Here is a 22,086-nt window from a genome sequence, read left to right on the forward strand (position 1 = left end):
ACCGGACACACCCGTACTGTCACGCCGAAATACGCTTAATTTAGTTTGAAATTACTGACAAAGATGTCGCACAAAGTACAAGTCGATTTACTTATCCCCGTCATACTTCAAGCGGCGTGCGCGTTGACTTCACGCCACTCGAATTATTTAGGGTACGCAATATTTACCACCAGCGATGGAAGTGATGAACGGGGCCGATCCCGTGCCCGACCTCCAGCGTGTCGGCCTGCTGTAGCGCCTGCTGTAAATAGTCCTTAGCGACCTTAACCGTCTCTCCCCAGCTATCGTGACGCGGTCGCAGCGCCGCCAGCGCGGCAGACAACGTACAGCCCGTACCATGCGTGTGACGCGTATCCACGCGCGGCGAACTAAAGCGCTGCGGGTCGGCCTGTCGGCTGAACAGCCAGTCTGGGCTTTCCGCTTCACTGAGGTGACCACCTTTCATTAACACCGCCTGACAGCCCATCGCCAGCAGTGCTTCCCCCTGTTCACGCATGTCCAGTTCATTGGTGGCAGGTGACGTATTCAGCAATGCGGCGGCTTCTGGCAGGTTGGGCGTAATCAAGGAAACCAGCGGCAACAGCTCACGGCGGATCGACTCCACCGCTTCAGGCGCGAGCAGCGGATCGCCGCTTTTCGCCAGCATCACGGTGTCTAGCACCACAAAAGGAACCGTGTAATGACGCAGACGCTCGGCAACCGTTTCAACAATATCGGCCTGCGCCAGCATCCCAATCTTGGCGCTGTCGATACGCACATCGCTCAACACGGAATCTAACTGCGCTGCGACAAAATCCGGCTCAATTCGGTAGACAGACTGCACGCCGCGTGTGTTCTGCGCCACTAGCGCGGTAATGACCGAGGTGCCATAAGCCCCCAGGGCTGAAAACGCTTTTAAATCCGCCTGAATCCCCGCACCGCCACTCGGATCGGTACCCGCAATCGTCAACGCATTGATACGTTTCATGCCAGATCCTCCGCACGCAAGGTATAGAGTCGATCAAGGAAGTTGGGAATAAAACTCCCCGTACCTTGCGACGCCAAGGCCGCCTGTTGCCCTACTAATGCCATGACATAGCACGCCGCCGCCACGTGGGATAAGCGATCACCTTCCAGAGAAGCAAATCCCGCAACCACCGCCGACAGCGCGCAGCCCGTACCGACCACGCGTGTCATCATGCTATCGCCGCCGGCTACCGCCATATCGCGCTCACCGTCCGTGACATAATCCACTGCTCCGGTCACGGCCACAATCGTCCCCACCTGCCGGGCCAATTCGCGCGCAGCAGGGAGAGCCACCAGCGAATCATCGGTGCTATCCACGCCCCTCCCCTGCGCGGCCAACCCAGCAAGCGCCATGATTTCGGACGCATTGCCGCGAATCGCCGCCGGTTTCCACGTCAGCAATTCCTGGCAAAATTCAGTACGGAAAGTTAAACCACCTACGGCAACGGGATCGAGCACCCACGGCGTACCCGCCTGATACGCGCTGCTTACGGCTGCACGCATCGCCTCGGCACGCGTGCGTTCCAACGTACCAACATTAATCAGTAACGCATCTGCCATCACGCTGAACTGCGCGGCTTCATCAGGATCGACCACCATAGCGGGCGAAGCATTCAACGCCAACAACACATTAGCAGTAAAAGATTGCACTACATCGTTGGTCAAACAGTGTACCAGCGGTGAAGCAGAACGAAATTGAGTGAGTGAGGTTGCTGCCTGAGCGGCAGAAAAGTCGGTGGGTTGCGTGTTCATAGGTCTCCCAACCGGCGTGGAAGAAAGCGGTAACCGGTGGGGAATACCGTGACTTCCCTACGCTGGCATTATCCAGATCAGGTGGTACGGGTATTTCTCAGCCTTCACAAAGAAGGGCACCCCGAGTCATTTACTACGCTTCGCAGCATAAGTAAGTGACCCCCGTAAAGCAAGCGCCAGTTCGTCCCGTTCCACCACCGATAAAAATGAAAAACTACAGTCCGCGCTGACATAGAGAAAAACGCCATCCCCCTTTAGATTGGTTAATCAACCCCATACTGAGGATCAGAGATGGGATGGTCGACGCCGAGATTGATCCGGTAATCAATACAATTTGGCTAAGCAGATAAGTTAACAAAACGGGGATACACTCCGGCTGGAAAATATTCCGGGTATCGGTCCGCTACGTGCATCAATCCTGACTGTCGCATTGAATGAAGGCACCGATTTTCATAATGGACGATACTTTGCCAGTTATTTGGTCCTGGTTTCGAAGGAGCACAATAGCGGCGGAAAAGTCAGGCTTCTCGGGATAACAAAACGTGGAGACGGTTATCTACGTGGGCTGCTTATCCATGGATCCCGCTCAGTGGTTTACCGGGTAATGAACCGCCGGGAAGATCGAAGCGGCAGTCTCCAGCGATGGCTGAAAGGTATCATTGTCCGCAGCGGCGTGAATAAAGCCGTAGTCGCGCTGGCGAACTAAAATGCCCGGGTGGCTTGGGCTCCGGTAAACCAGAGAACGGATTATATAGCTAAGTAATCAATTGATTTATAAGAAGTCCGAAGCGTTGATGAACTGGCAGGTAGAACCGATTCTCTGTAAACCTGACAAATAACTCGGCCACAGCAGGCCCTTGCGATAATCAGGCCAGGGATTACGGATGTTCATCGAGGCTCACGAAGCCGAATATATGTGCGTGACGACTTTGTCAGAAAAAAACTGTCCGTGCTTGCATCGGCGAGGTGTCCATATAGCTATTTAGCTTTCACTTACCAACTCTATATTACTTGAATAGATCCTTAACAAATGAAATCTTCGGGTTGATAGCGATTAACTTATCAAGCAACGGATAAAACCATTCGGGTGCTTTCCATTGGTTAAAATCAGGATGATGGTTGATCGCCATCGGTGTTTTAAGTAACGGATGATCAATGTCAGGGGTACTTAAGCCATGTTTGGCACGGAAATTTTTAATGGCCTGATATTCGAATGGCCAGAGGAATTGATGATCTTCTGATATTTCATAACCTAATAAAGGAGACTCATTTTCTACAAGTTCTGAACGTGCAGACCATTTCAAGTGATTATCACAAAGAGCGGTGAGCCAGTCCGTTAATACTTTTCCATCCTTTGAATAAAGGGCTTCTCGGACAAAATTACTATAAAATTTATCAAAGGGTATCTCCATTGAATCCCAATCAATAGTCTGTTTTTTCTCACTGGCCAACATTTCAACGGCTAGTATTCCAAGTTTTTGTACTTCTAATTCACCCAATTTTCCCGGAGTCATGGCTTTTAACCCATCAAGAATGAAGGGGTAGCAATGTTCTGCAATATCATTTCTATGACAAGCTAAAAAAGACAGTATGGCACTACCTTGTTTAGAGAGAGGAATCTTGAAATTATCAACATGCTCAGGATATGACGCATACTCACAGAATATGCCCATTGACTCAAAAGCGATAAAATCACACAACATTTGGTTGTCGATTTTGTTTTTGAATGTCAATTGCCAAGAGTAATAATAAATATGTCTTAGAGAGACATAACTGAAAAGAAAACTGGCTCTAAAAAACAACTCATGAGGATTATTCTCTAACTCCTCCAAATATATCTCATAAGAATCACCCAATAAATCAAGGTATCTTTTTACATCCATTTCGGCACTATTCTCATTATAATAGTAATTGCTGATATCATCATAACGACTCATGGCTTTATGCTTCCATTATTTATTAATTGTGAGTGACTCATTATATCTATACCAAAGGATTTTTTAACGATCTCTTTACTTCCAAACCATAAGGTTGCCTGCTGTAAACCTTCGGGGTTAACGGTATTTTTTATGGCCTTGTACTTATCATTTATCCCTTGCCCAATAACAAACCCTAGAGGATTTTTTTCATTAGCTTTTAAAGCATTTTCTATTGTTGTTATCACATAATCAATCCCCTTTTTCTGCTTAACTGACAGTTCCCCTTCATATTGTCCCAATGGCGGAACATCTTTAGAATGCATCGCCGTGGTTTTTACCTCAAATATTGCCCAGAAATGTGGAGGCGGTGGAGAAGGATTGACGACCTTGGCAATTATATCCAGCCCGTTTTTTGTACGACTATGCTGTAAGTGAGTGACCGAACCAGCTACCACATTCAGATGAAGAAGGGGTGTTTCTGCCGTGGCGTCTTTCTTATACACGTGAAAGCGGGCTGAACCGCCAGACAGTTTTTTGACAATATTAGCTTCACCAATTGCCCCAATAAACTGGGAAATCTTCAGTGCCAGCATTTCGTCAAAAAATTTATTCTTTAGCAAGAAACTTGCCATAGCAGTTTTGCATATTGATATAATGCTATATAATTTAAGAATTATATATTATTGGATTGTATGACGATAATGAAAAACAAATGGCCTCAGATCGAAGATTTTAACGTTTTTTTGACCGTGGTCAGAACCAGTAGTTTTTCTGCTGCCGCTGTCGAACTGGGTCTTTCAAATGCATATATCACGAAAAGAATTAACATTCTTGAAAGTGTTTTGGGGGTAAAGTTATTTCATCGTAATACCCGTGAAATAAGGCTTACAAGCGCAGGCGAAGTAGCAAGGATTCAAGCTGAAGAATTAATAAGAAATGCAAGGAATTCTATCGAGAAAATTCAGGATGTCAGAAATGACGTAATTGGTAGTCTTCATATCTCAAGTTCATTCGGATTCGGAAAGAATCATTTGGCTCAACCTTTTTCTTTCTTTTCAAAAAACAACCCACACTTAAAAATAAAATTGACGCTAACAGATACAAAGCTTGATTTAATAAAGGAAGGGATTGATCTGGAAATCATGGTTGGAGAGAATTTTAACGATAGATATTATGCAAAAAAAATTGCAGATAATAAAAGAATACTCTGCGCCTCACCAACTTATTTTATAGACAAAGATATGCCAACGACCCCAGAGGAACTGGCTAATCATAGTTGTCTTTTTTTGCAGGAAAAAGGCCAGACATTTGGGCTGTGGCGGCTTTACAATGGGATAAACCTGCAAACTGTACGTGTCAATGGAGATCTATCATCCAACAATGGCGAGATAATTATGCAGTGGGCTCTAGCTGGCCACGGAATAGCATACCGAAGTCAGTGGGATGCCAGAAAATACATTGAAAACAAACAACTTATTCATATTCTTCCTGATTATTATGAGCAAGCATCCATCTGGGCCGTTTACCCCACCAAATTAGACGATTCATTGAAGACCAAGAGATGTGTTGAATTCCTTGAAGAGTATTTCAGAGACATAAAACTATAAACAGCCACAAGAGTAGCTGTTTATTTATACAAGTATCAGGAAAATGCGGCTAATAACATCGTTGCAAGTATTACGGTAAAAGCGCCACCAATGCGCGTGGAAATCTGAGCAAATGGCATAAGTCCCATACGGTTCGAAGCAGACAGAATGGCCACATCGCCAGTCCCCCCTAACCCACTATGGCAAGTTGTCACTATCGAGGCTTCAACCGGATACATGTTGAGGTATTTCGCCATAAAGAAGCTCACAATCGCCATTGAGAGCACAACGGAACCACATACAGCCACATAACCTAATGAGAATACCGCGACAACGCTTTCCAGTGGTACATAGAGCATTCCGAGGCCGATCATCGTAGGCCAGATGAGGGACGTTGAAATGAGCTTGTAGCAAGATTTTGAGCCATCAATCATACGGTGAGGAATGATATCAATATATTTGCAGATCACGGCAAGGACAATCATAAGTACCGGTCCGGGGATGTGCAGAATTTTTTCAAGCAGTCCACCTACAATAAAGAAACAACAAATTACCAGCAAACCAGCGCCCATTAATGGGAAATCCGTGTTACCGTTCCCTTCCGAGCCAAGGTTGTTGAAAATCGCATTGTCTTCAGCAGTACGGATGAGCATCCCGTCACCACTTAACGTAGGCTTGACGCTCCCTAATTTTGCCAGGAACCCAGCACAGACAATGGCAAAAATATTACCGATGACTGCAGCAGGAACAAGTTGAGCAACGTAGATATCCGGCGTGGTGCCAAGGATGGAGGAGTAAGCCAGAGAAAGAGGTAAGATCCCCTCACCGATACCGCCACCAATGATCGGAACGATAATATAGAAGAAGGTATGATACATACTGTAACCAACCAACTCTCCAACCATCAAACCAACGCCTACCGCAGTTACAGTACCGACAACCAGCGGTACAAACATTCTGATCATGCCTTGTACCAGAATGACACGATGCATTCCAAGAATACTGCCAACGACAAGGGTGGCGATAACAAAATACAGGAAGTTGGCATCTTTCATAAGAACATGCACAGAATCCAGTACGTTCTTAGGAATATAATGGTAAAAAACCAGAATCGATGGAATCATCAGGCAAAAAATTGCCGGACCGCCAATGTCCTTTATAATTGGAATGTTCTTCCCTACAGTTGAAAGAATAAATCCCAGTGACATTATAATCGCAAGACCACCGATCATATTTTTTGGTAACGTGCCAAAAAATGCAGCCGCACCGATAATAATACACATAACTAAAAAAAACAGTGCAGGTATGGAACAAATTTCTTTAGAAAAAAAGGAGTTTTTGGAATCAGTTAATCCAGATGCATCATCACATTTAGACAGAGTCTCTTCTTGAATATTATTCATTATATTCACCTGTATAACATGTAGGGTACACACTTATCCCAAATGAGATAAGTGTTATTTTTAGCATTTATATTTATTAAGCTATTCTTACTTCGCGAATATGGTTGCGCAACCGACCTAAACCTTCAATTTCCACCTCAATACAATCACCTTCTTTTAAAAAAAGAGGTGGTATTCTTTTTTTACCAACGCCACCTGGGGAACCCGTTATAATTACATCCCCAGGACTGAGTTGGGTGAAAGTGCTAATATATGCAATAAGATAAGGTATCTTATGAATCATATTCTTCGTGTTATCATTCTGCACTTCTGTAGCATTCAGGAAGGTGCGGATTGAAAGATTATGTGGATCGTGTATTTCATCCTTCGACGTCAGATAAGGACCAAACCCGCCAGTTTTAGGCCAGTTCTTGCCCGCAGTATACCAGGTATGTTGCCAATCACGGGCTGAACCATCCATGTAACAACTATAGCCAGCAATAAAGTTAAGTGCATCATCTTCAGAAACATGGAAACATGTTTTACCGATGATAACCGCAAGCTCACCTTCATAATCAAACTCATGCGACTCAGCAGGCTTGTTGATACAAGTAAGATGTCCTGTTTGTGAGTCAGCAAATCTTACAAATAAAGTAGGCTCTGGATTGAGTTCATTGAACTCAGCACGCTTTTCAGAGTAGTTCATCCCCACACAAATGATTTTGGTGGGGTTATCAATAACCGGAAGGTACTCAACCTGATCAATTTTATAATCTATCTGAGCTGTAGATATTTCTGCTAATTCAGAGATATCTTCATTTTCCAGAAACGTCTTCAGCGATGGATATTTATTGCCGTATACTGCACTGACATCAATTATCCCCGAGCCTTTCACAATACCAAATTTATGTTTACCATTTAATTTGAAATTAGCTATTTTCATCATTTACTCTCAAGCTTTTCAGCTTACTTTGTGCCATGGATTTTCCGAATAATATTCATTTTCAAACTGGATAATTTCATCCTTAAAGGATAACGTTAAGCCAATTGCATCCAGACCTTGTACCAACATCTCTTTCTTCAGTTCATCTACATTAAATGTAAAATCTTCTTTTTCGGTACTGATGATCTGGTTCTCAAGATCAATCAGGATTTCATTTGTTTCAATGTGGGAAATAATCCTAGCCAGTTCACTCATTTTATCTTCCGCAAGAGTGATAGTCAGAACACCATTGCGTAGGCAATTATCATTGAATATTCCCGCAAAAGAAGTGCCAATCAGGGCGCGAATACCTAATTGTTTCATCCCCCATACAGCATGTTCACGGCTGGATCCGCACCCAAAATTTGGTCCGGTAACCAGGAATTTTGAACCCTTCCATTGAGGTGTATTAAGAATGAAATCTGAATTTTCAGTGCCATCAGCATTAAATCTCAGGTCGTAAAAAAGGCCTTTATCAAGCCCCTGACGATCAATACCTTTAAGAAACTGTTTAGGCATAATGACGTCAGTATCGATGTTAGCGGCTAGCATGGGAGCGGCCAGTCCTGAAATTTTCTTAAACGTATCCATCATTAAACCCCGGTAAAATAGCGAACATCAGTTAAATGACCAGCGATTGCAGAGGCTGCAACCATTGCCGGACTCATAAGGTGTGTACGTGAACCGGCACCCTGTCTACCGGCAAAATTGCGGTTGGTACTTGAGGCACAGCGATCTCCTGGGGACAGAACATCTTCGTTCATGGCCAGACACATGGAGCAACCAGACTGGCGCCATTCAAAACCAGCATCAATAAAGATTTGAGCCAAACCTTCTTGTTCCGCTCGCTCACGAACAAGGGAGGAGCCAGGGACAATCATGCCGCGCACGTGTGAAGCCAACTTTTTACCCTGAACAACTTTTGCAACTTCGCGTAAATCCTCAATACGGCTGTTGGTACACGACCCAATGAAAGCGTGGGAAATTTTAATTTCAGTGAAAGGCGTTCCTGGTTTTAGATCCATGTATTTCAAGGCAGTGAAATAATCTTTTCTCTTTTGCTCGTCTGAGATAATTTCTGGATCGGGAACGGAACTACTGATGGCACCAGCCTGATCGGGGCTAATTCCCCAGGTAACAAAAGGTTCTACGGTAGAGCAGTCGATAAAAATCTCTTTATCGAATGTTGCATCAGGGTCGCTACGCAACTGCCGCCAGTTGGTAACCGCTTTATCCCACATCTCGCCCTGCGGGGCACGTGGGGTAGCTTTCAGATACGCAAATACCTTGTCGTCCGGTGACATAAATGCCCCTCTCGCACCGGCTTCTACGGCCATATTGCAGATAGTCATGCGTGCTTCAACGCTCAGGTTATCGATGACACTTCCACAAAATTCAATGGCATAACCGGTAGCACCGTCTGCGCCAATATGTGCAATAACCGCCATAATGACATCTTTTGAAGTGACCCCCAGACCGAGAGTACCTTCCAGGGTGACGCGCATATTCTTGAGTTTTTTATATACCAAGGTCTGCGTTGCCAAGAGGTGTTCAATTTCGGAGGTTCCAATGCCGAAGCCAAACGCGCCCAGTGCTCCATAAGTCGTGGTGTGGCTGTCTCCTGCAGCGATAACCATTCCGGGCATGGCAAGACCCTGCTCGTGCGCGACCACATGTTCAATACCCTGGCGTTTATCCATGACATCGAATAATTCAATATCAAAGTGCTGGCTGTTCTCCCTGAAGTAGTTAACCTGCAACGTACCACCAGGGTCTGTCATGAGCAGATCGCGTGATGGACGAGTCGGGTTTACATGATCTACGTTAAGCAGAATAGATTTTGGATTCCAGACCATACGGTCATTTTCACGCAATCCACTAAATGCTTGCGGGCTGGTATATTCATTCAAAATTGAACGATCTATATATAAAAGAACATTGCCTTCATTATCGAACTTTTTAATTGTGTGTGAATCAATATGTTTGTCATATAGCGTTTTACTCAGATTCATGATCTTACCTACATTGCTCACGGGTTAAGTTAATACCAGTATAAGCATCGGGTTAATCGTGTATATCCATTACCGAATCAATATGATGAAAAACACTTTTTACAAAATGTAAAATACAACTTAAACCCTACAAATCAAATGGTTAATATTATATATTCGATTTTATATAAATTAGATGTTTGCAGAATTCAATGCTAAGGTAGGTCCCATTTTTATCCTGACAATAATATTCATATATATTGTGTTTGTGATCACATTTTCAGCCATTCCGATCTTACTCTAACTTAGCCTACCTTTGGAGCTGGGGCGGAGGCCCTCAGATAATGGATAACGATCCCGGTGATGACTTATCTATTTCAGATACCAAAACCTTTAGCACAAGGTACGGTGTTGATAATGATTATTCCTAACGTATTACCACGTCATCTACAATATCAAAAAAATAAACAACATTATGGCGTTAACTGAAAATTACGTAACCTAATAAATAACCTCATTTTCTGATAAAAAGTCGGATGCAGACTAATTTCACTAGCGAAAGATAGTTCCTGACTGTTTTCTCATAACGGATAGCAACCCAGCGACACGCTTTTAAAAGACTCCAGCATCTTTCAACAATATGATAGGAAATGAAAAACCACAGGCCGTTGTGACATAGAGAAAAACGTCATAACCCTTTAGACTGGTTAATCAAGCCCATACTGAGGAAATTGTGATGACGATAATCAAGAGTTATGCCGCACCAAAAGCAGGTGCAGCGCTGGAGTTGTATGAGTTTGATGCGGGTGTACTACAAACAGAAGACGTCGAAGTCGTGGTTGAATACTGCGGCGTATGCCATTCCGATCTCTCGATGATCGATAACGAATGGGGAATATCGAGCTATCCACTGGTTGCCGGGCATGAAGTAATTGGTCGTGTATACGCACTGGGCGAAGCAGCAAAGAACAAAGGATTAAAGATCGGTCAGCGGGTCGGCATTGGCTGGACGGCTCGCAGTTGTGGGCACTGCGATGCCTGTATCAGCGGCAGCCAAACCAACTGTCAGCAAGGCAGCGTGCCGACGATCCTGAATAAAGGCGGTTTTGCCGATAAAATTCGTGCAAACTGGCAATGGGCTATCCCGCTTCCTGATTCCATTGATATCGAATCTGCAGGCCCATTACTATGCGGCGGCATCACCGTCTTCAAACCGCTGTTAATGCACCACATCACCGCAACCAGTCGCGTCGGCGTGATCGGTATCGGCGGTCTGGGGCATATCGCGATTAAGCTCCTGCACGCAATGGGTTGTGAAGTCACGGCATTCAGCTCTAATCCGTCCAAAGAGCAGGAGGTGCTGGCGATGGGGGCCGATAAAGTCGTCAATAGCCGCGATCCGCAGGCGCTAACTGCTCTAGCTGGCCAGTTCGATCTCATCATCAACACCGTGAGTGTCGATCTGGAATGGCAGCCCTATTTCAACGCGCTCGCTTACAACGGGAAGTTCCATACCGTTGGTGCGGTGATGAAGCCATTTAGCGTTCCGGCCTTTACACTTATCGCAGGCGACCGCAGCGTTTCCGGTTCTTCTACCGGTTCACCGCATGAACTGCGATCCCTGATGAAACTCGCCGCGCGCGCCAACGTGAAGCCGCAGACGGAACTGTTCCCGATGTCGAAAATCAACGATGCTATCCAGCACGTGCGTGACGGCAAAGCCCGCTACCGCGTCGTACTGAAAACCGATTTCTAATCGGTAAAGACATCAGCGGGCGAATACGCCATATACCGTATTCGCCCACATTAACATTGCGTTGCCTGCTATTTTTTATTGTTCTGCTACTTTAGTGTACATCGGTTCATTTCCTGACTTAAAGTCAGAACATTGCCATGTATTGACGCCATCAGAAATAGTGCTGTCTTTTACCGTGGCCTTTTCTCCGTTAATCCCGTCTAATTTTTCCGACTCAAGTTTCACGAACCAGACTGATTTTTTATCCGTCACAACATGATCGGAAAAAAATTTAATATTTTTCACTTTCACATCCAGGATAAATATCGGGAATGGCTTACCATAAAGATAAAAACCGTGCTTATCTGCTGCTACCGTGAAAGAGAAACATTGGAACATCCTGGCATCAGCACTTTCATTTTTTTCACCGAGATAGTAAATGTCCCCCACCCAAAGCACTTATCATAAATGTTAACGCAACGCTGATACGGAATAGTTTCTTGATTCTGTTTTCTAAGATAATATTTTTCCTGTAAGAAAAAATCGTAAACAGAGAGAGCGGAAATATTAAAAAATAAAACCATCAACCGTACTATTTCTTACCTTCATCAATGACCCAGAGTAATTCCATCACTAATCAGCATCACAAAAAATAAATTTACTTTCAATTTAAATAGTTATCGTGCATTAAATATTAAACGCGAATTATTACATGAATTATTAAAAATACGTTGAGAACATATACGTAAAATAATCCAATATGATAAATTTACATGTTTTACAAACAAATATTTTCAGAATAAAATGCTACTCTTCGCAGATTTTCTGCGTTATGTTATTCCATCGCCAACCGGTTCGTTATACATCGAGTTACATATCGGTGCATTAGCTGCACGTAGTCACCCGAATCACTTACCTGAGTAAGTGCATCAAGATGAAATGAGAGACATCCGCTCTTTCACCAAAGACTCGTCGTTGATCGGACAAAGCGGTCTACTCATAAGCGACTATCACCTCCTGTTACGCCGTACAGCCGCAGAAAAATACGTAAGCACCATATAAGCCATCCCACGAGCATAACAAACTGTCCGTGCATCTGAATTCTTTAAAAACATCCCTTCATCTTGCCAAAATGGCACTAAACTTAATTCTATTCATAGTACGATGCCTTGTGTTGGAAAGGGGAGTTTTCTATGCCTTTGACAAAATATGTTCATGATTTAATTGACAAACGTTCAAAAAAAACGTCTTGCATACAAATTACTTTATTATTGTCAATATTAATTATTGTTTTTAATCTCTTACTTTTCGAACCTCTAGATACACCACTAGAATTAATAAAACACCCAGGATTGTATATTGATACATTTGTACTAATCATTCTTTTTTTTATTATTTCCAATATCAGTAAAATATCTATCCGCCATAAATCCGAACGATATATACGTTACGGATTCATTATCTGGGCATGCTCGGCAATGTTCGATGTTATGGATGAGATAATTCTTCAACCCAAATGGGCCAGGTATTATTTAGAGGATCTATTTAAAATCATCGGTATATCTAGTGTAGGTTTTGGCGTTTATAGCCTAATACAGAAAATTAACAATAAATATGTCGAAGCCAGAATACAATCATTCAGCGATGAACTGACACAACTCCCTAATCGCCGTTTTTTTATTAATGAATTAAAAAATCTCGAAGCGAAGATACCCTATTTATTTATTATCGATATCGACAATTTCAAAACTATCAACGATAGATATGGGCACACGAAAGGTGACGAAATACTGAGCAAATTCGGCCATATTCTTTCTCGTTTCGATAACAGTGAAGTCGTGGCCACCCGAATCGGTGGCGAAGAGTTTGCGATGATTCTGTATACCGGGACACAGGATCAGGCAGAAGCGCTGGCAAGAAAGGTGTTAAAGAACGCGAACAAGATCATCATTAAGAATATGCAACACCTTTCTGTCAGTATTGGCGCAGGGAGAAAACAGCCGCAGGAATCCACCGAACACTTTATGACACGGGTGGATATTGCTCTTTATCAAGCCAAAACCACCGGTAAAGGCAAAGTAGAATGGGCTCTGGAACCAAAAGAAGAAGCCCTGTAGCCCGACATAATATCATACCAATGAATATGGCCGCACGGACGCGTCCCCTCCCTAAATCATCATAAAAATTACTGTAAATAACGATCCTGCGATGATTGCCCCTAACCGCGCCACCTCTCATTTTGTAATAAAATTAACCCATTCCTGATTAACCACCTTGCCAACCCTCGGATACTCTTCTATAGGTAGAACAGAATACATTAACATTCATAACACATTCAGTAAAAGGAAGACTAATGAAAGCAGCCATCGTTACGAAGGATCACTCCGTTGAAATTCAGGACAAAAAACTGCGCCCCCTCCAGCACGGAGAAGCACTGCTAAAAATGGAATGCTGTGGCGTTTGCCACACCGATCTACACGTCAAAGACGGCGATTTTGGCGATGTTGCCGGTATCATACTCGGCCATGAAGGTGTCGGTGTCGTTAAAGAAATCGGTCCCGGAGTGACCTCACTGAAGCCCGGCGATCGCGCCAGCGTCGCCTGGTTCTATCAGGGCTGCGGCCACTGCGAATATTGTAATAGCGGTAACGAAACGCTGTGTCGCGAGGTAAAAAACGCGGGCTATTCCGTTGATGGCGGGATGGCTGAAGAATGTATCGTCGTTGCCGACTATGCGGTAAAAGTACCGGATGGTCTGGATTCTGCGGCTGCAAGCAGCATTACCTGCGCGGGCGTGACAACGTACAAAGCGGTGAAAGTCTCGCAAATCAAGCCGGGACAGTGGATCGCCATTTATGGTCTGGGTGGATTGGGTAATCTGGCGTTGCAATATGCCAAAAACGTCTTTAATGCGAAAGTCATTGCGATTGATGTGAATGACGCACAGTTAGCCTTTGCCAAAGAAGTGGGAGCAGACCTGGTCATCAATCCAGCCAAAGAAGATGCCGCCAAGATCATTCAGGAAAAAGTGGGCGGCGCACATGCGACCGTGGTCACCGCCGTTGCACGCGCAGCATTTAACTCAGCCGTGGATTCCGTTCGCGCAGGCGGGCGTATTGTCGCCGTCGGCCTGCCACCAGAATCTATGGATCTGAATATTCCGCGTCTGGTGTTGGATGGCATTCAGGTATTAGGCTCGCTGGTCGGCACGCGTGAAGATCTGAAAGAAGCATTCCAATTTGCGGCCGAAGGGAAAGTGAAACCGAAGGTCACCCGCCGTCCACTGAAAGATATCAACGCCATTTTCACTGAAATGAAAGGCGGGAAAATCACCGGCCGTATGGTGATCGACCTGTCAATGTAAGCGTAATTACCCACAGCTAATAAACGGGATGTCACTATCCCGTTTATTTATTTTCATGTGTTAGCGCAGCGTTTGTGTATTTCCGGGGCACACCAGTTGTTTACTTTTAATATGATAAACCTCAACGTCAGGGCGCGTGAAAAAGGCAATTTCCCACGGGTTCTTGGTGACGAATTCATGGCGCACCTTTTCATAGAGCGGATTATCGCGCGCGATAATAAATGCTTCCCCTTCAATAAGGGTGTAGTTCCACTCAATGGCTCGCTCAAAGGTATAATGGCTGCGTTCATCCATCGCAAAAAAGCAGTGCGGATTACGTTTGAGCAATTGAGATTTAAAGGTTTCAGGGAACGTAATCAGGAAGATATCGTTATCCACGGATGAGAGGAACGCCAACACCGTGGTATGCGGCTGCTCGGCAGCCATAGTGATTAAGACACCGACCTTATTGGAAAAATCCTGCTTTTCCGTCGGCGGAAAATCTACCATCGATGTCAGAGGCACGGGCATTGACGGGCGATCGTCTTGTGGAAACTGATAGCCCGGCTCACGAATATTCAGCGCGGGCGTGAAACCATGCAGGAGTTGGCACTCTCTCGGTTCCAACACCACCCAATCGCCTTCGCTGACGATCACCCGCCCTTTGTAAGAAGCGCGATAGACTTGAATATTGGCATCAAATTCGTCAACCCCAGAGCGGTTATCAAGGTGAATAGTTACCAGATCGCCAACGACAAACTCATGTCCGTGCGGGAAAAAAACGCGCAGACTGTTATCCGCATTGGGGTAAACGCCGCAAATATGGATGACCACACCATCCTGCTTATAACCCGCCAGTACACCGAGAGTTTGTTTTCCGAGATAGCTCACGAGACTCATACATCACGCCTTATTCAGATTGGGCTTCAGAGGGGACGTCGACCCAACTTCACTCGGGCCGTTCCGGCAACAGTCAGGAACCTGAGAAACCATTCGGTCTGACCGCATAACTTCCTACCTATCAACGGAGAAAGCACTGAAAACTTTAGGCTTAATAGGCATGAATTGAAAGAGGTAAATAGGGACACAGGATGAGTGTGACACGCCCCATGTTCTCCATTTTCTCCTTCGCCTGATTCCCCCCCAATGCAGCACCGATGATAAAAATAAAGCGGAGTATAAACCCCGCTCTATTCTTAACCTTCACGTACCCTAATGAAAAGCAATCACAGCGAAGGGTTATTCAGCATTGCGGTATTCCATGACAGGTAATTATGTTCCTGAAATATAGCGAGGCCATATAACCGTTCCAGAATCATAAATGCACTAAACGAACCATCCATATGAAACAGATAAACGGCCAGCATATAATCATGAATGAATTGATCGATAGAAGGAAACTCTTGTTCCATCAGACGAACCACGTCGTCTTTCAAGGAATCCCATTCCTCTATGGATAAGAAACCGCAGGTTACACCGCTACGCATTAATAATGCAGCTCGCTGTAAATTAAATGCAGCGGTCAGATTGTTTATTTCACTAACTGGTTTAAGATTAGCACCGGTTTTCTCCGCTAATTGATACAAATGCGACAGCGGCTTTTTATAATCGTCATTACGCTGTTTACTGTAGTTTTCTTCATCCAACAAATCTGCAATAAAACGCGTCAACCCGCCGCTAGTATTAATATCATAGCTTGCAGAAAGTGCCAGTTTAATCCCTTCTACTGCATCAGGTTCCGATAGATTACATTCTTCTATACAGTTAATAAAATTAGGGTATTTTTTACTCTCGCCATTCCCAACAGAGGTAATAGAATAAAGGCTACTTATTCTGACTAAAAGCGCATCTTTTTCATCTCGACAAGGATATTTTGCATTGCGATTAATCCCTACAGATAAAACATTGTTTTCTTTTTTTGTTGAAAGCAAAAAAAACACTTTCGCACATGACCTAAGAAGAACAAAAACCCATATAGCCAGAAACGAATAAAACAATACATTATATAACAGTGAGAAATCCACATTTAAATATATTAATGATGCATTCTTCAGCCATTCCCCGCCAAACAGGATTGCAGCCACCACCAACCCGCCACGAAGCAGTTGATTTATATCCTTATAAAAAAAATTCAACATATCAATACCTATTTTATTTAATCAATCATCATATCCATACACCGATTATTTCCCATGCAATAGCATAATGAAAACGTTTACCTGTTTTCATTGAAAAGATAAAATCGTCCCATGTAACATGAATCAAGATACACGTGACTCCCTGGGTACACGTATCTAGAAAATAGGTACTGGGACACTCCCTCTTCCCGATGCCAGCCTCTGAAATCTAATAGGTGCAAGCGTCATTATCATAAAACAAATGCACCATATTTACGATTGTAACGTGGTATTGCTGGCAATATTCTCGCCTCAGCGACGGGTATATTACGCCAACAACGCGGCAATGCTTCGATTGGGCGATCATCTCAACAACAGCATGGTGATTCCCACGCCGACCAGCACCAGGCAAAACGCAGCACGCAAATAAACGACAGGGAGCTTGTGGGCAACCGCGACACCCCACGAGACGCTGACAATTCCCCCCAGCGCCAGCGGTAAACCGATATTCCAGTCAACGTTACCCGCCTGCGAATAGGAAAGCAGCGCTGCCAATGCCCCTGGCACCACAAGTATCAGCGCCATACCCTGGGCCTGCGTTTGCGCAAAGGCAAATAGCGTGACCAGCGCCGGTACCACCACCAGCCCACCGCCGACGGTGAAAATGCCGGACATAAAACCGCTCGCTACGCCGAGCAACGGCAGATAATGAGTCGACAGCACAACCTCCGGTGGTTGGCTACGCTTCTTGTTATACCACTGCCACATATAGTATGCCGCCAGCACCAGCAGGAAAATGGCAAACGCGCGCTGAAGGCGGTTAACATCAATCGATGAGGCGATATGTGCCGCAAGGTAGGCAGATCCCGTAGCGAATAGACACATCGTCAACGCCACCCGCGTATCGATACGATTACGCTGGCGATAGCGTAGAAAACCAATCAGTACATTAGGCGTAATCATCACCAGCGCGGTTCCCTGTGCCATATGCTGATCCATCCCAAACAGCACACCCAGAATCGGAATCGCAATAATTCCTCCGCCAATCCCCAACATTCCCCCGCAAAACCCCAACCCGACGCCCAAAAGTAAACACAACAAAATATCGCTGAACATCATTAAGCTAAACATAACGTAACCAGATAACTCATAGGCTAAAAAGTAGAGAGAAAACAACACCATCCTAGGTGCAGAGTCGCGTATTGATAATCCCTGAATCGTCAACGACCCTTTCCTGTCAGGAAAACCTCTGGCTGTGTTAACGTACAGCGTGACACAAGAAATGCGACGGTATGCTGAGCGGAATCAAACTGCTAACCATTTCCCTATTTTCCGGACCTGTTTATCCGCACGGCCTGGCACGCGCCCCTGCCAATAAGGGATGAGCTAATCTTGTAGCCAATGTATTTGTAGCCAATGTATTAGGCCGCATGGCACGTAAAAGTAAAATGCGGCTATCAGCCTAATGCTGAACGTTTACGAACCGAGATACACGGAGCGACCACGGGGCGAGGTATCCCTGCGGGAACCTCATCCCCGTGTTTCTCCTAAAATGAGGCTTAAGTGACCAGCATTAGGCTATCAGCCTTCTTCACTGCCCGTTTTGTCATAGCCGAGGCGGCCAATAAAAGGTAAACGCAGCGCGGGGGGGTTTATATCCACGCCCATATTCAGGCCCAAAATATTGGCTTCGATCCCCTCTTCAACGCCCATGGTGATACCCATTACACCCAACAGCGAAATCTGCACGCCGCTCCCCGACGGGGACCGGCCAACGGGACGTGTTATTGGGCGGTAATCTTTACCAATCGCATTAGCAGGCATATCCAGCTTGAGCGCGGGCACCTCACGGCCGATATGCGCCAGAAACGTATTACTATTTGGCCCCGGCCACGCATGATAGGTATTCGGCCACGGGTAGCTTTTGATGGCGGCTTCAATCTGCGGGATCATGGCTTCCGCCTTATTACCTTGATGATCCACTAACAGTTTCGGTTTCGCACCGTACCAATATGCATCGGCCACCGAACGGTTCAGATGGATGACGTTATCACCCCCCCAACTTAAAATCTCGTAACGGCGATATTGGGTTTCCCCAGCTTTCTTGAAAACGATCCACGGGTGCACCGCCACCAGACCACGCCAGCCGTAAGTCGGCGCAGCATAAACCTGTACGACGGCAGTCTGGCGCAATTGCACCGGATCCGGCGCTAACCCGGAGGAATCACGTTTAGCAGACCACCAACTTTGTCCACTAAACGTTTCGCCATTACGCGTTGATTGCGCCCAACTTTGCCAAAAAGACAGCAACAGTACACAAATAAACCCAATCCCCAAGAATTTGAGGTACGTCATAGGCCAGATAGCTCGCAGAAAAGGAGTGGAACAGAATCGATACGCCTGCGGGCGAGTACCCACAGTGAAAATCGGTCAAAAAATCACGGCAACCATTTTACTGCCAGTTGGCTGTTAGATTAAAGCATTGGGTGAAACCTTGACCTATTTTTACGCTGTGCGAGTGCAGGCAGGTAAAATTCTTCCTTTTATCTGGTCCTCATGCCACATTCTATTCGCGGAATACACCACGCTAAAAAATGCCAAGGAACAACAATATGAGCGATAACTCGACTCTGGCGGCCGCGTTCTATCAGGCCTTCAATACCAATGACAGCGCTGCTTTCGACCGCCTACTTGCGACCAATTGGGTCAATCACCCCGCTGACCCCGGTCAACCGAACACACCTGCGGGATTCAAACGCGCGGTGGCGCAAACGCATGCGGCTTTTGAAGGCTTCCATATTGATATCGAAGCGGTGGTTGCCGAGAACGATCTTGTCGTTTGCCGAATCGCCATGAGTGGCCAGCACATCGGTGATTTCGACCGTTGGAAAGCCTCCGGCCAGCAGGTACGTTTTTCGGGTATGGATATGCACCGTATTGAAGGGGGACGCATCAGTGAAACCTGGCACTTTGAAAATTTCGATGGATTAAAAATAGAAGAAACCGCCTGATTGGCTGTCCCCAAACTCCCCGGTTGCCCAAGTGAAATCAAGTTTACTCGGGACAAGTCACGCAACAGAAATAAGTGAATATAAAAATGATTTGCACAGAAGATTACAGGAAAAATGAAAAAGAGGCCGGTAAGGCGCTGGATGCGTATACGGAAAATAAGCTAGGGGATAAATTCTGCTTCAAAGAAAAGAAAGTCAGCTTTATTTATAAAGAAGACGATAACGTTGCTGGCCGGATCGTTGGTTCCATCTTTTTCAATTATCTCCAAATAGAGATGATTGTCGTGGACGATCGTTACCACGGGAAAGGCATAGGCGGGCAGTTGCTGGCTGCGGCAGAAAAAATGGCCTTAGAAGAAGGTTGTATCTTCGTCTATTTGGAGTCAATGAGCTTCAACGCTCCCGGCTTTTATGAGAAGAAAGGATATAGAATTATTGAAAAAGTTGAAAATTCGCCCTTACCTGGAGAATCACATTATTTCTTTATCAAGCACCTGAAAAACCCACCGCACAAAGCAGCATGAGATAGTGTAAAAAAATAACCATGAGAATAATATATTTACGAGATGCAATTATTAAAAAATCAACAAACATTTTTCAGTTTATTTTAATTATTTAACACCATTAAAAAACCACTGACTATAATAAACCTGCGAATTCAATTAACGATACACCTCTGGTAGAAAGTGGAGAAATTAAATGATTAAAAATAATAAGCGTATTAAGTCTACGGTATGTGCATTATCATTAGCCGCATTAACACTGGGCTCCGCGGTTTCACTCGCCTGTACGCGCTTTGTTTATCTGGACCCACAAAATCCTGATTACCCTATTACCGCCCGTTCAATGGACTGGGCAGAGGATACCCATACTAATCTCTGGATTTTCCCACGAGAATTAAACCGCTCTGGCGCTGCTGGTCAGTATTCTCTGGAGTGGACATCAAAATACGGCAGTGTTATTGCCTCTGCTTTTGATGGCGACGAGAAAATGGCTTCCACAACCGATGGTTTGAATGAGAAAGGGCTGGCGGCTAACGTGCTATGGTTGGCAGAATCTGAATACCCTAAAACCAAACCGACAGCGAAAAAACCGGGATTAAGCGTCGCCGCGTGGGCCCAGTACGTGTTGGATAATTTTGCTACCGTCGATGAGGCCGTAAAATCGCTACAACAGGAAAAATTTATACTGGTTACCAAAGACGTACCGGGGCAGGACCGGAAGGCAACACTGCACCTTTCATTATCTGATTCCTCTGGCGACAGTGCGATTATTGAATATATCGACGGCAAACAGGTTATTCACCATAATAAGAGCTATCAGGTGATGACCAATTCCCCCACGTTCGATCAGCAGTTAGCGCTTAATGCCTATTGGGATCAGATCGGTGGTAATGTGATGCTGCCAGGAACAAACCGCGCAGCCGATCGCTTCGTTCGAGCCTCATTCTATGTGGAAAATACTACCCCGAATAAACTCATTCCTGGGATAGCAGAGAAAAGTAAAATAGAAAAAGACAAAGCGGACTTAGCCACTGCATTCAGTATCATACGTAATGTGTCGGTTCCTTATGGCTATTCCTTACCTAACGTGCCGAATATTGCCTCAACGCGCTGGCGTACCGTTATCGACCATACATCACTGCAATACTTCTTTGAATCTGCTGTTTCTCCCAATATCTTTTGGGTTGACTTGAAGAAGATCGATTTTGCTCCGCGAGGAAATAGCGCCAGCAAGTTAGATTTAGGGCCAAACCAAAGTATAATTTACTCTGGCCAAGCCTCAGGGCATTTTAAACCTGCTACACCATTTAAATTTGCAGGATTATAAATAGGAAAATTATTCCCTAACATTCCGTTTATTAGACAATGATGTTAAAGCGTCATGGGAACATGGCGCTTTCGCTCATGATAATAATTAAGGCTATCTACAGACTACTTATAACAACTTCGCATCTCCTGCCCATTCAGCATAGAAATGGCTCGAACAGATCCCTGGCTCAATTTACTTTATTTCTGTTTTGACTAATCCCAAATTGACAAACGGATCATCGGAAAGATGATCTTTTATATCAGAAAGTGCTAACCCGTAGGCTAAAATAAACCCGCCGGATCCATCTTCCAGTGGGCCAGCAAAAATAACATTTCCCTTTTTAATGTTATCAGCCAGCCATTTTTTGTGCGCATCAATACTCTTTTCAAGTTCATCTTTCGGGCTGGTATAAGAAAGCGTAATAGCATAGAGCATGATTGCTACCTCAAT

At 44.9% G+C, this 22,086-nt stretch carries 20 protein-coding genes, 2 pseudogenes and 1 riboswitch; of the genes and pseudogenes, 8 read left to right on the forward strand and 14 right to left on the reverse strand.

The window, feature by feature from the left end:
- Window positions 1–163: 163 nt before the first annotated feature.
- Together thiD and thiM are read right to left on the reverse strand one after the other, a co-directional pair.
- Window positions 164–967 carry a bifunctional hydroxymethylpyrimidine kinase/phosphomethylpyrimidine kinase gene (gene thiD / locus A8F97_RS12375; protein WP_033071047.1) on the reverse strand — a complete coding sequence of 268 codons (804 nt, stop codon included), beginning with the start codon at window positions 965–967 and terminating at the stop codon, window positions 164–166.
- Window positions 964–1,758 (reverse strand): hydroxyethylthiazole kinase, encoded by a 795-nt coding sequence (gene thiM, locus A8F97_RS12380; protein WP_014698997.1) that lies wholly within the window; start codon window positions 1,756–1,758, stop codon window positions 964–966. The genes thiD and thiM overlap by 4 nt, the downstream gene beginning before the upstream one ends.
- A 37-nt stretch (window positions 1,759–1,795) precedes the next feature.
- Window positions 1,796–1,892: riboswitch (TPP riboswitch) on the reverse strand.
- 296 nt (window positions 1,893–2,188) lie between these two features.
- On the opposite strand from thiM, the pseudogene A8F97_RS24910 reads away from it, so the two are divergent.
- Window positions 2,189–2,308, forward strand: a pseudogene (locus A8F97_RS24910) (transposase); the annotation flags it as partial.
- A 457-nt stretch (window positions 2,309–2,765) separates the two neighbouring features.
- On the opposite strand, the gene A8F97_RS12385 reads toward A8F97_RS24910, so the two are convergent.
- Together A8F97_RS12385 and A8F97_RS12390 are read right to left on the reverse strand one after the other, a co-directional pair.
- A complete protein-coding gene (locus A8F97_RS12385; RefSeq protein WP_033071046.1) occupies window positions 2,766–3,695 on the reverse strand; it encodes a hypothetical protein in 930 nt (309 codons plus the stop codon).
- The gene (locus A8F97_RS12390; RefSeq protein WP_050512633.1) at window positions 3,692–4,309 is read right to left on the reverse strand and encodes a hypothetical protein; all 618 of its coding nucleotides are present in this window, start codon (window positions 4,307–4,309) and stop codon (window positions 3,692–3,694) included. Before A8F97_RS12390 ends, A8F97_RS12385 begins: the two co-directional genes overlap by 4 nt.
- Before the next feature lie 69 nt (window positions 4,310–4,378).
- On the opposite strand from A8F97_RS12390, the gene A8F97_RS12395 reads away from it, so the two are divergent.
- Window positions 4,379–5,284, forward strand: a complete 906-nt coding sequence (locus tag A8F97_RS12395; RefSeq protein ID WP_050512675.1) for a LysR family transcriptional regulator — start codon at window positions 4,379–4,381, stop codon at window positions 5,282–5,284.
- A gap of 35 nt (window positions 5,285–5,319) precedes the next feature.
- Here the strand turns inward: A8F97_RS12395 and A8F97_RS12400 are convergent, their stop codons facing one another.
- From A8F97_RS12400 to leuC, 4 genes are all read right to left on the reverse strand, one after another.
- A complete protein-coding gene (locus tag A8F97_RS12400) occupies window positions 5,320–6,666 on the reverse strand; it encodes a 2-hydroxycarboxylate transporter family protein (RefSeq protein ID WP_015729878.1) in 1,347 nt (448 codons plus the stop codon).
- A gap of 76 nt (window positions 6,667–6,742) precedes the next feature.
- Window positions 6,743–7,588: a fumarylacetoacetate hydrolase family protein gene (locus tag A8F97_RS12405; RefSeq protein ID WP_014698993.1), complete on the reverse strand. Its 846-nt coding sequence runs from the start codon at window positions 7,586–7,588 to the stop codon at window positions 6,743–6,745.
- An 18-nt stretch (window positions 7,589–7,606) separates the two neighbouring features.
- Window positions 7,607–8,218: a 3-isopropylmalate dehydratase small subunit gene (gene leuD / locus A8F97_RS12410; protein ID WP_033071044.1), complete on the reverse strand. Its 612-nt coding sequence runs from the start codon at window positions 8,216–8,218 to the stop codon at window positions 7,607–7,609.
- 2 nt (window positions 8,219–8,220) lie between these two features.
- On the reverse strand, window positions 8,221–9,639 hold the full coding sequence (gene leuC / locus A8F97_RS12415) for a 3-isopropylmalate dehydratase large subunit (RefSeq protein WP_025919147.1): 1,419 nt from the start codon (window positions 9,637–9,639) through the stop codon (window positions 8,221–8,223).
- 715 nt (window positions 9,640–10,354) lie between these two features.
- On the opposite strand from leuC, the gene ahr reads away from it, so the two are divergent.
- Window positions 10,355–11,374 carry an NADPH-dependent aldehyde reductase Ahr gene (gene ahr / locus A8F97_RS12420; RefSeq protein ID WP_033071043.1) on the forward strand — a complete coding sequence of 340 codons (1,020 nt, stop codon included), beginning with the start codon at window positions 10,355–10,357 and terminating at the stop codon, window positions 11,372–11,374.
- A gap of 75 nt (window positions 11,375–11,449) precedes the next feature.
- On the opposite strand, the gene A8F97_RS12425 is transcribed toward ahr, so the two are convergent.
- Window positions 11,450–11,803, reverse strand: a complete 354-nt coding sequence (locus tag A8F97_RS12425; protein WP_033071042.1) for a DKNYY domain-containing protein — start codon at window positions 11,801–11,803, stop codon at window positions 11,450–11,452.
- Window positions 11,804–12,546: 743 nt separating this feature from the next.
- Between A8F97_RS12425 and A8F97_RS12430 the strand changes: the two genes are divergently transcribed.
- Together A8F97_RS12430 and adhP are read left to right on the forward strand one after the other, a co-directional pair.
- A complete protein-coding gene (locus A8F97_RS12430; protein ID WP_015729872.1) occupies window positions 12,547–13,470 on the forward strand; it encodes a GGDEF domain-containing protein in 924 nt (307 codons plus the stop codon).
- Window positions 13,471–13,706: 236 nt separating this feature from the next.
- Window positions 13,707–14,717, forward strand: coding sequence for an alcohol dehydrogenase AdhP (gene adhP, locus A8F97_RS12435; protein WP_014698987.1), 1,011 nt, complete (start codon window positions 13,707–13,709; stop codon window positions 14,715–14,717).
- A gap of 60 nt (window positions 14,718–14,777) precedes the next feature.
- On the opposite strand, the gene A8F97_RS12440 is transcribed toward adhP, so the two are convergent.
- The 4 genes from A8F97_RS12440 to A8F97_RS12455 form a co-directional block, all read right to left on the reverse strand.
- A complete protein-coding gene (locus tag A8F97_RS12440) occupies window positions 14,778–15,596 on the reverse strand; it encodes a hypothetical protein (RefSeq protein ID WP_033071041.1) in 819 nt (272 codons plus the stop codon).
- Between the two features lie 326 nt (window positions 15,597–15,922).
- Window positions 15,923–16,834 (reverse strand): DUF1266 domain-containing protein, encoded by a 912-nt coding sequence (locus A8F97_RS12445; RefSeq protein ID WP_014698985.1) that lies wholly within the window; start codon window positions 16,832–16,834, stop codon window positions 15,923–15,925.
- Between the two features lie 342 nt (window positions 16,835–17,176).
- Window positions 17,177–17,944 carry a sulfite exporter TauE/SafE family protein gene (locus A8F97_RS12450; RefSeq protein ID WP_181374902.1) on the reverse strand — a complete coding sequence of 256 codons (768 nt, stop codon included), beginning with the start codon at window positions 17,942–17,944 and terminating at the stop codon, window positions 17,177–17,179.
- A gap of 450 nt (window positions 17,945–18,394) precedes the next feature.
- On the reverse strand, window positions 18,395–19,168 hold the full coding sequence (locus A8F97_RS12455; protein WP_015729870.1) for a DUF3750 domain-containing protein: 774 nt from the start codon (window positions 19,166–19,168) through the stop codon (window positions 18,395–18,397).
- 257 nt (window positions 19,169–19,425) lie between these two features.
- On the opposite strand from A8F97_RS12455, the gene A8F97_RS12460 reads away from it, so the two are divergent.
- The 3 genes from A8F97_RS12460 to A8F97_RS12470 all read left to right on the forward strand — a co-directional run bounded on the left by A8F97_RS12460 (window position 19,426) and on the right by A8F97_RS12470 (window position 21,654).
- Window positions 19,426–19,824 (forward strand): ester cyclase, encoded by a 399-nt coding sequence (locus tag A8F97_RS12460; RefSeq protein ID WP_033071040.1) that lies wholly within the window; start codon window positions 19,426–19,428, stop codon window positions 19,822–19,824.
- 86 nt (window positions 19,825–19,910) lie between these two features.
- A complete protein-coding gene (locus A8F97_RS12465; RefSeq protein ID WP_025919142.1) occupies window positions 19,911–20,348 on the forward strand; it encodes a GNAT family N-acetyltransferase in 438 nt (145 codons plus the stop codon).
- Between the two features lie 175 nt (window positions 20,349–20,523).
- The gene (locus A8F97_RS12470) at window positions 20,524–21,654 is read left to right on the forward strand and encodes a linear amide C-N hydrolase (RefSeq protein WP_014698980.1); all 1,131 of its coding nucleotides are present in this window, start codon (window positions 20,524–20,526) and stop codon (window positions 21,652–21,654) included.
- Between the two features lie 108 nt (window positions 21,655–21,762).
- On the opposite strand, the pseudogene A8F97_RS12475 reads toward A8F97_RS12470, so the two are convergent.
- Window positions 21,763–22,071 (reverse strand): annotated as a pseudogene (locus tag A8F97_RS12475) (YciI family protein).
- Between the last annotated feature and the right edge of the window lie 15 nt (window positions 22,072–22,086).

Source organism: Pectobacterium parmentieri, assembly GCF_001742145.1.
GTDB classification, from domain to species: domain Bacteria; phylum Pseudomonadota; class Gammaproteobacteria; order Enterobacterales; family Enterobacteriaceae; genus Pectobacterium; species Pectobacterium parmentieri.

What these genes read in the sequence shown, in the direction of transcription:
- A8F97_RS12465 (WP_025919142.1), top strand. Translation starts at nt 19,911, where the DNA reads ATGATTTGCACAGAAGATTACAGGAAAAATGAAAAAGAGGCCGGTAAG.
- A8F97_RS12405 (WP_014698993.1), bottom strand. Translation starts at nt 7,588, where the DNA reads ATGAAAATAGCTAATTTCAAATTAAATGGTAAACATAAATTTGGTATT.
- A8F97_RS12455 (WP_015729870.1), bottom strand. Translation starts at nt 19,168, where the DNA reads ATGACGTACCTCAAATTCTTGGGGATTGGGTTTATTTGTGTACTGTTG.
- A8F97_RS12445 (WP_014698985.1), bottom strand. Translation starts at nt 16,834, where the DNA reads ATGTTGAATTTTTTTTATAAGGATATAAATCAACTGCTTCGTGGCGGG.
- ahr (WP_033071043.1), top strand. Translation starts at nt 10,355, where the DNA reads ATGACGATAATCAAGAGTTATGCCGCACCAAAAGCAGGTGCAGCGCTG.
- leuD (WP_033071044.1), bottom strand. Translation starts at nt 8,218, where the DNA reads ATGGATACGTTTAAGAAAATTTCAGGACTGGCCGCTCCCATGCTAGCC.
- thiM (WP_014698997.1), bottom strand. Translation starts at nt 1,758, where the DNA reads ATGAACACGCAACCCACCGACTTTTCTGCCGCTCAGGCAGCAACCTCA.
- A8F97_RS12440 (WP_033071041.1), bottom strand. Translation starts at nt 15,596, where the DNA reads ATGAGTCTCGTGAGCTATCTCGGAAAACAAACTCTCGGTGTACTGGCG.
- A8F97_RS12450 (WP_181374902.1), bottom strand. Translation starts at nt 17,944, where the DNA reads ATGTTTAGCTTAATGATGTTCAGCGATATTTTGTTGTGTTTACTTTTG.
- A8F97_RS12390 (WP_050512633.1), bottom strand. Translation starts at nt 4,309, where the DNA reads ATGGCAAGTTTCTTGCTAAAGAATAAATTTTTTGACGAAATGCTGGCA.
- adhP (WP_014698987.1), top strand. Translation starts at nt 13,707, where the DNA reads ATGAAAGCAGCCATCGTTACGAAGGATCACTCCGTTGAAATTCAGGAC.
- A8F97_RS12470 (WP_014698980.1), top strand. Translation starts at nt 20,524, where the DNA reads ATGATTAAAAATAATAAGCGTATTAAGTCTACGGTATGTGCATTATCA.
- leuC (WP_025919147.1), bottom strand. Translation starts at nt 9,639, where the DNA reads ATGAATCTGAGTAAAACGCTATATGACAAACATATTGATTCACACACA.
- A8F97_RS12385 (WP_033071046.1), bottom strand. Translation starts at nt 3,695, where the DNA reads ATGAGTCGTTATGATGATATCAGCAATTACTATTATAATGAGAATAGT.
- A8F97_RS12395 (WP_050512675.1), top strand. Translation starts at nt 4,379, where the DNA reads ATGAAAAACAAATGGCCTCAGATCGAAGATTTTAACGTTTTTTTGACC.
- A8F97_RS12460 (WP_033071040.1), top strand. Translation starts at nt 19,426, where the DNA reads ATGAGCGATAACTCGACTCTGGCGGCCGCGTTCTATCAGGCCTTCAAT.
- A8F97_RS12400 (WP_015729878.1), bottom strand. Translation starts at nt 6,666, where the DNA reads ATGAATAATATTCAAGAAGAGACTCTGTCTAAATGTGATGATGCATCT.
- thiD (WP_033071047.1), bottom strand. Translation starts at nt 967, where the DNA reads ATGAAACGTATCAATGCGTTGACGATTGCGGGTACCGATCCGAGTGGC.
- A8F97_RS12430 (WP_015729872.1), top strand. Translation starts at nt 12,547, where the DNA reads ATGCCTTTGACAAAATATGTTCATGATTTAATTGACAAACGTTCAAAA.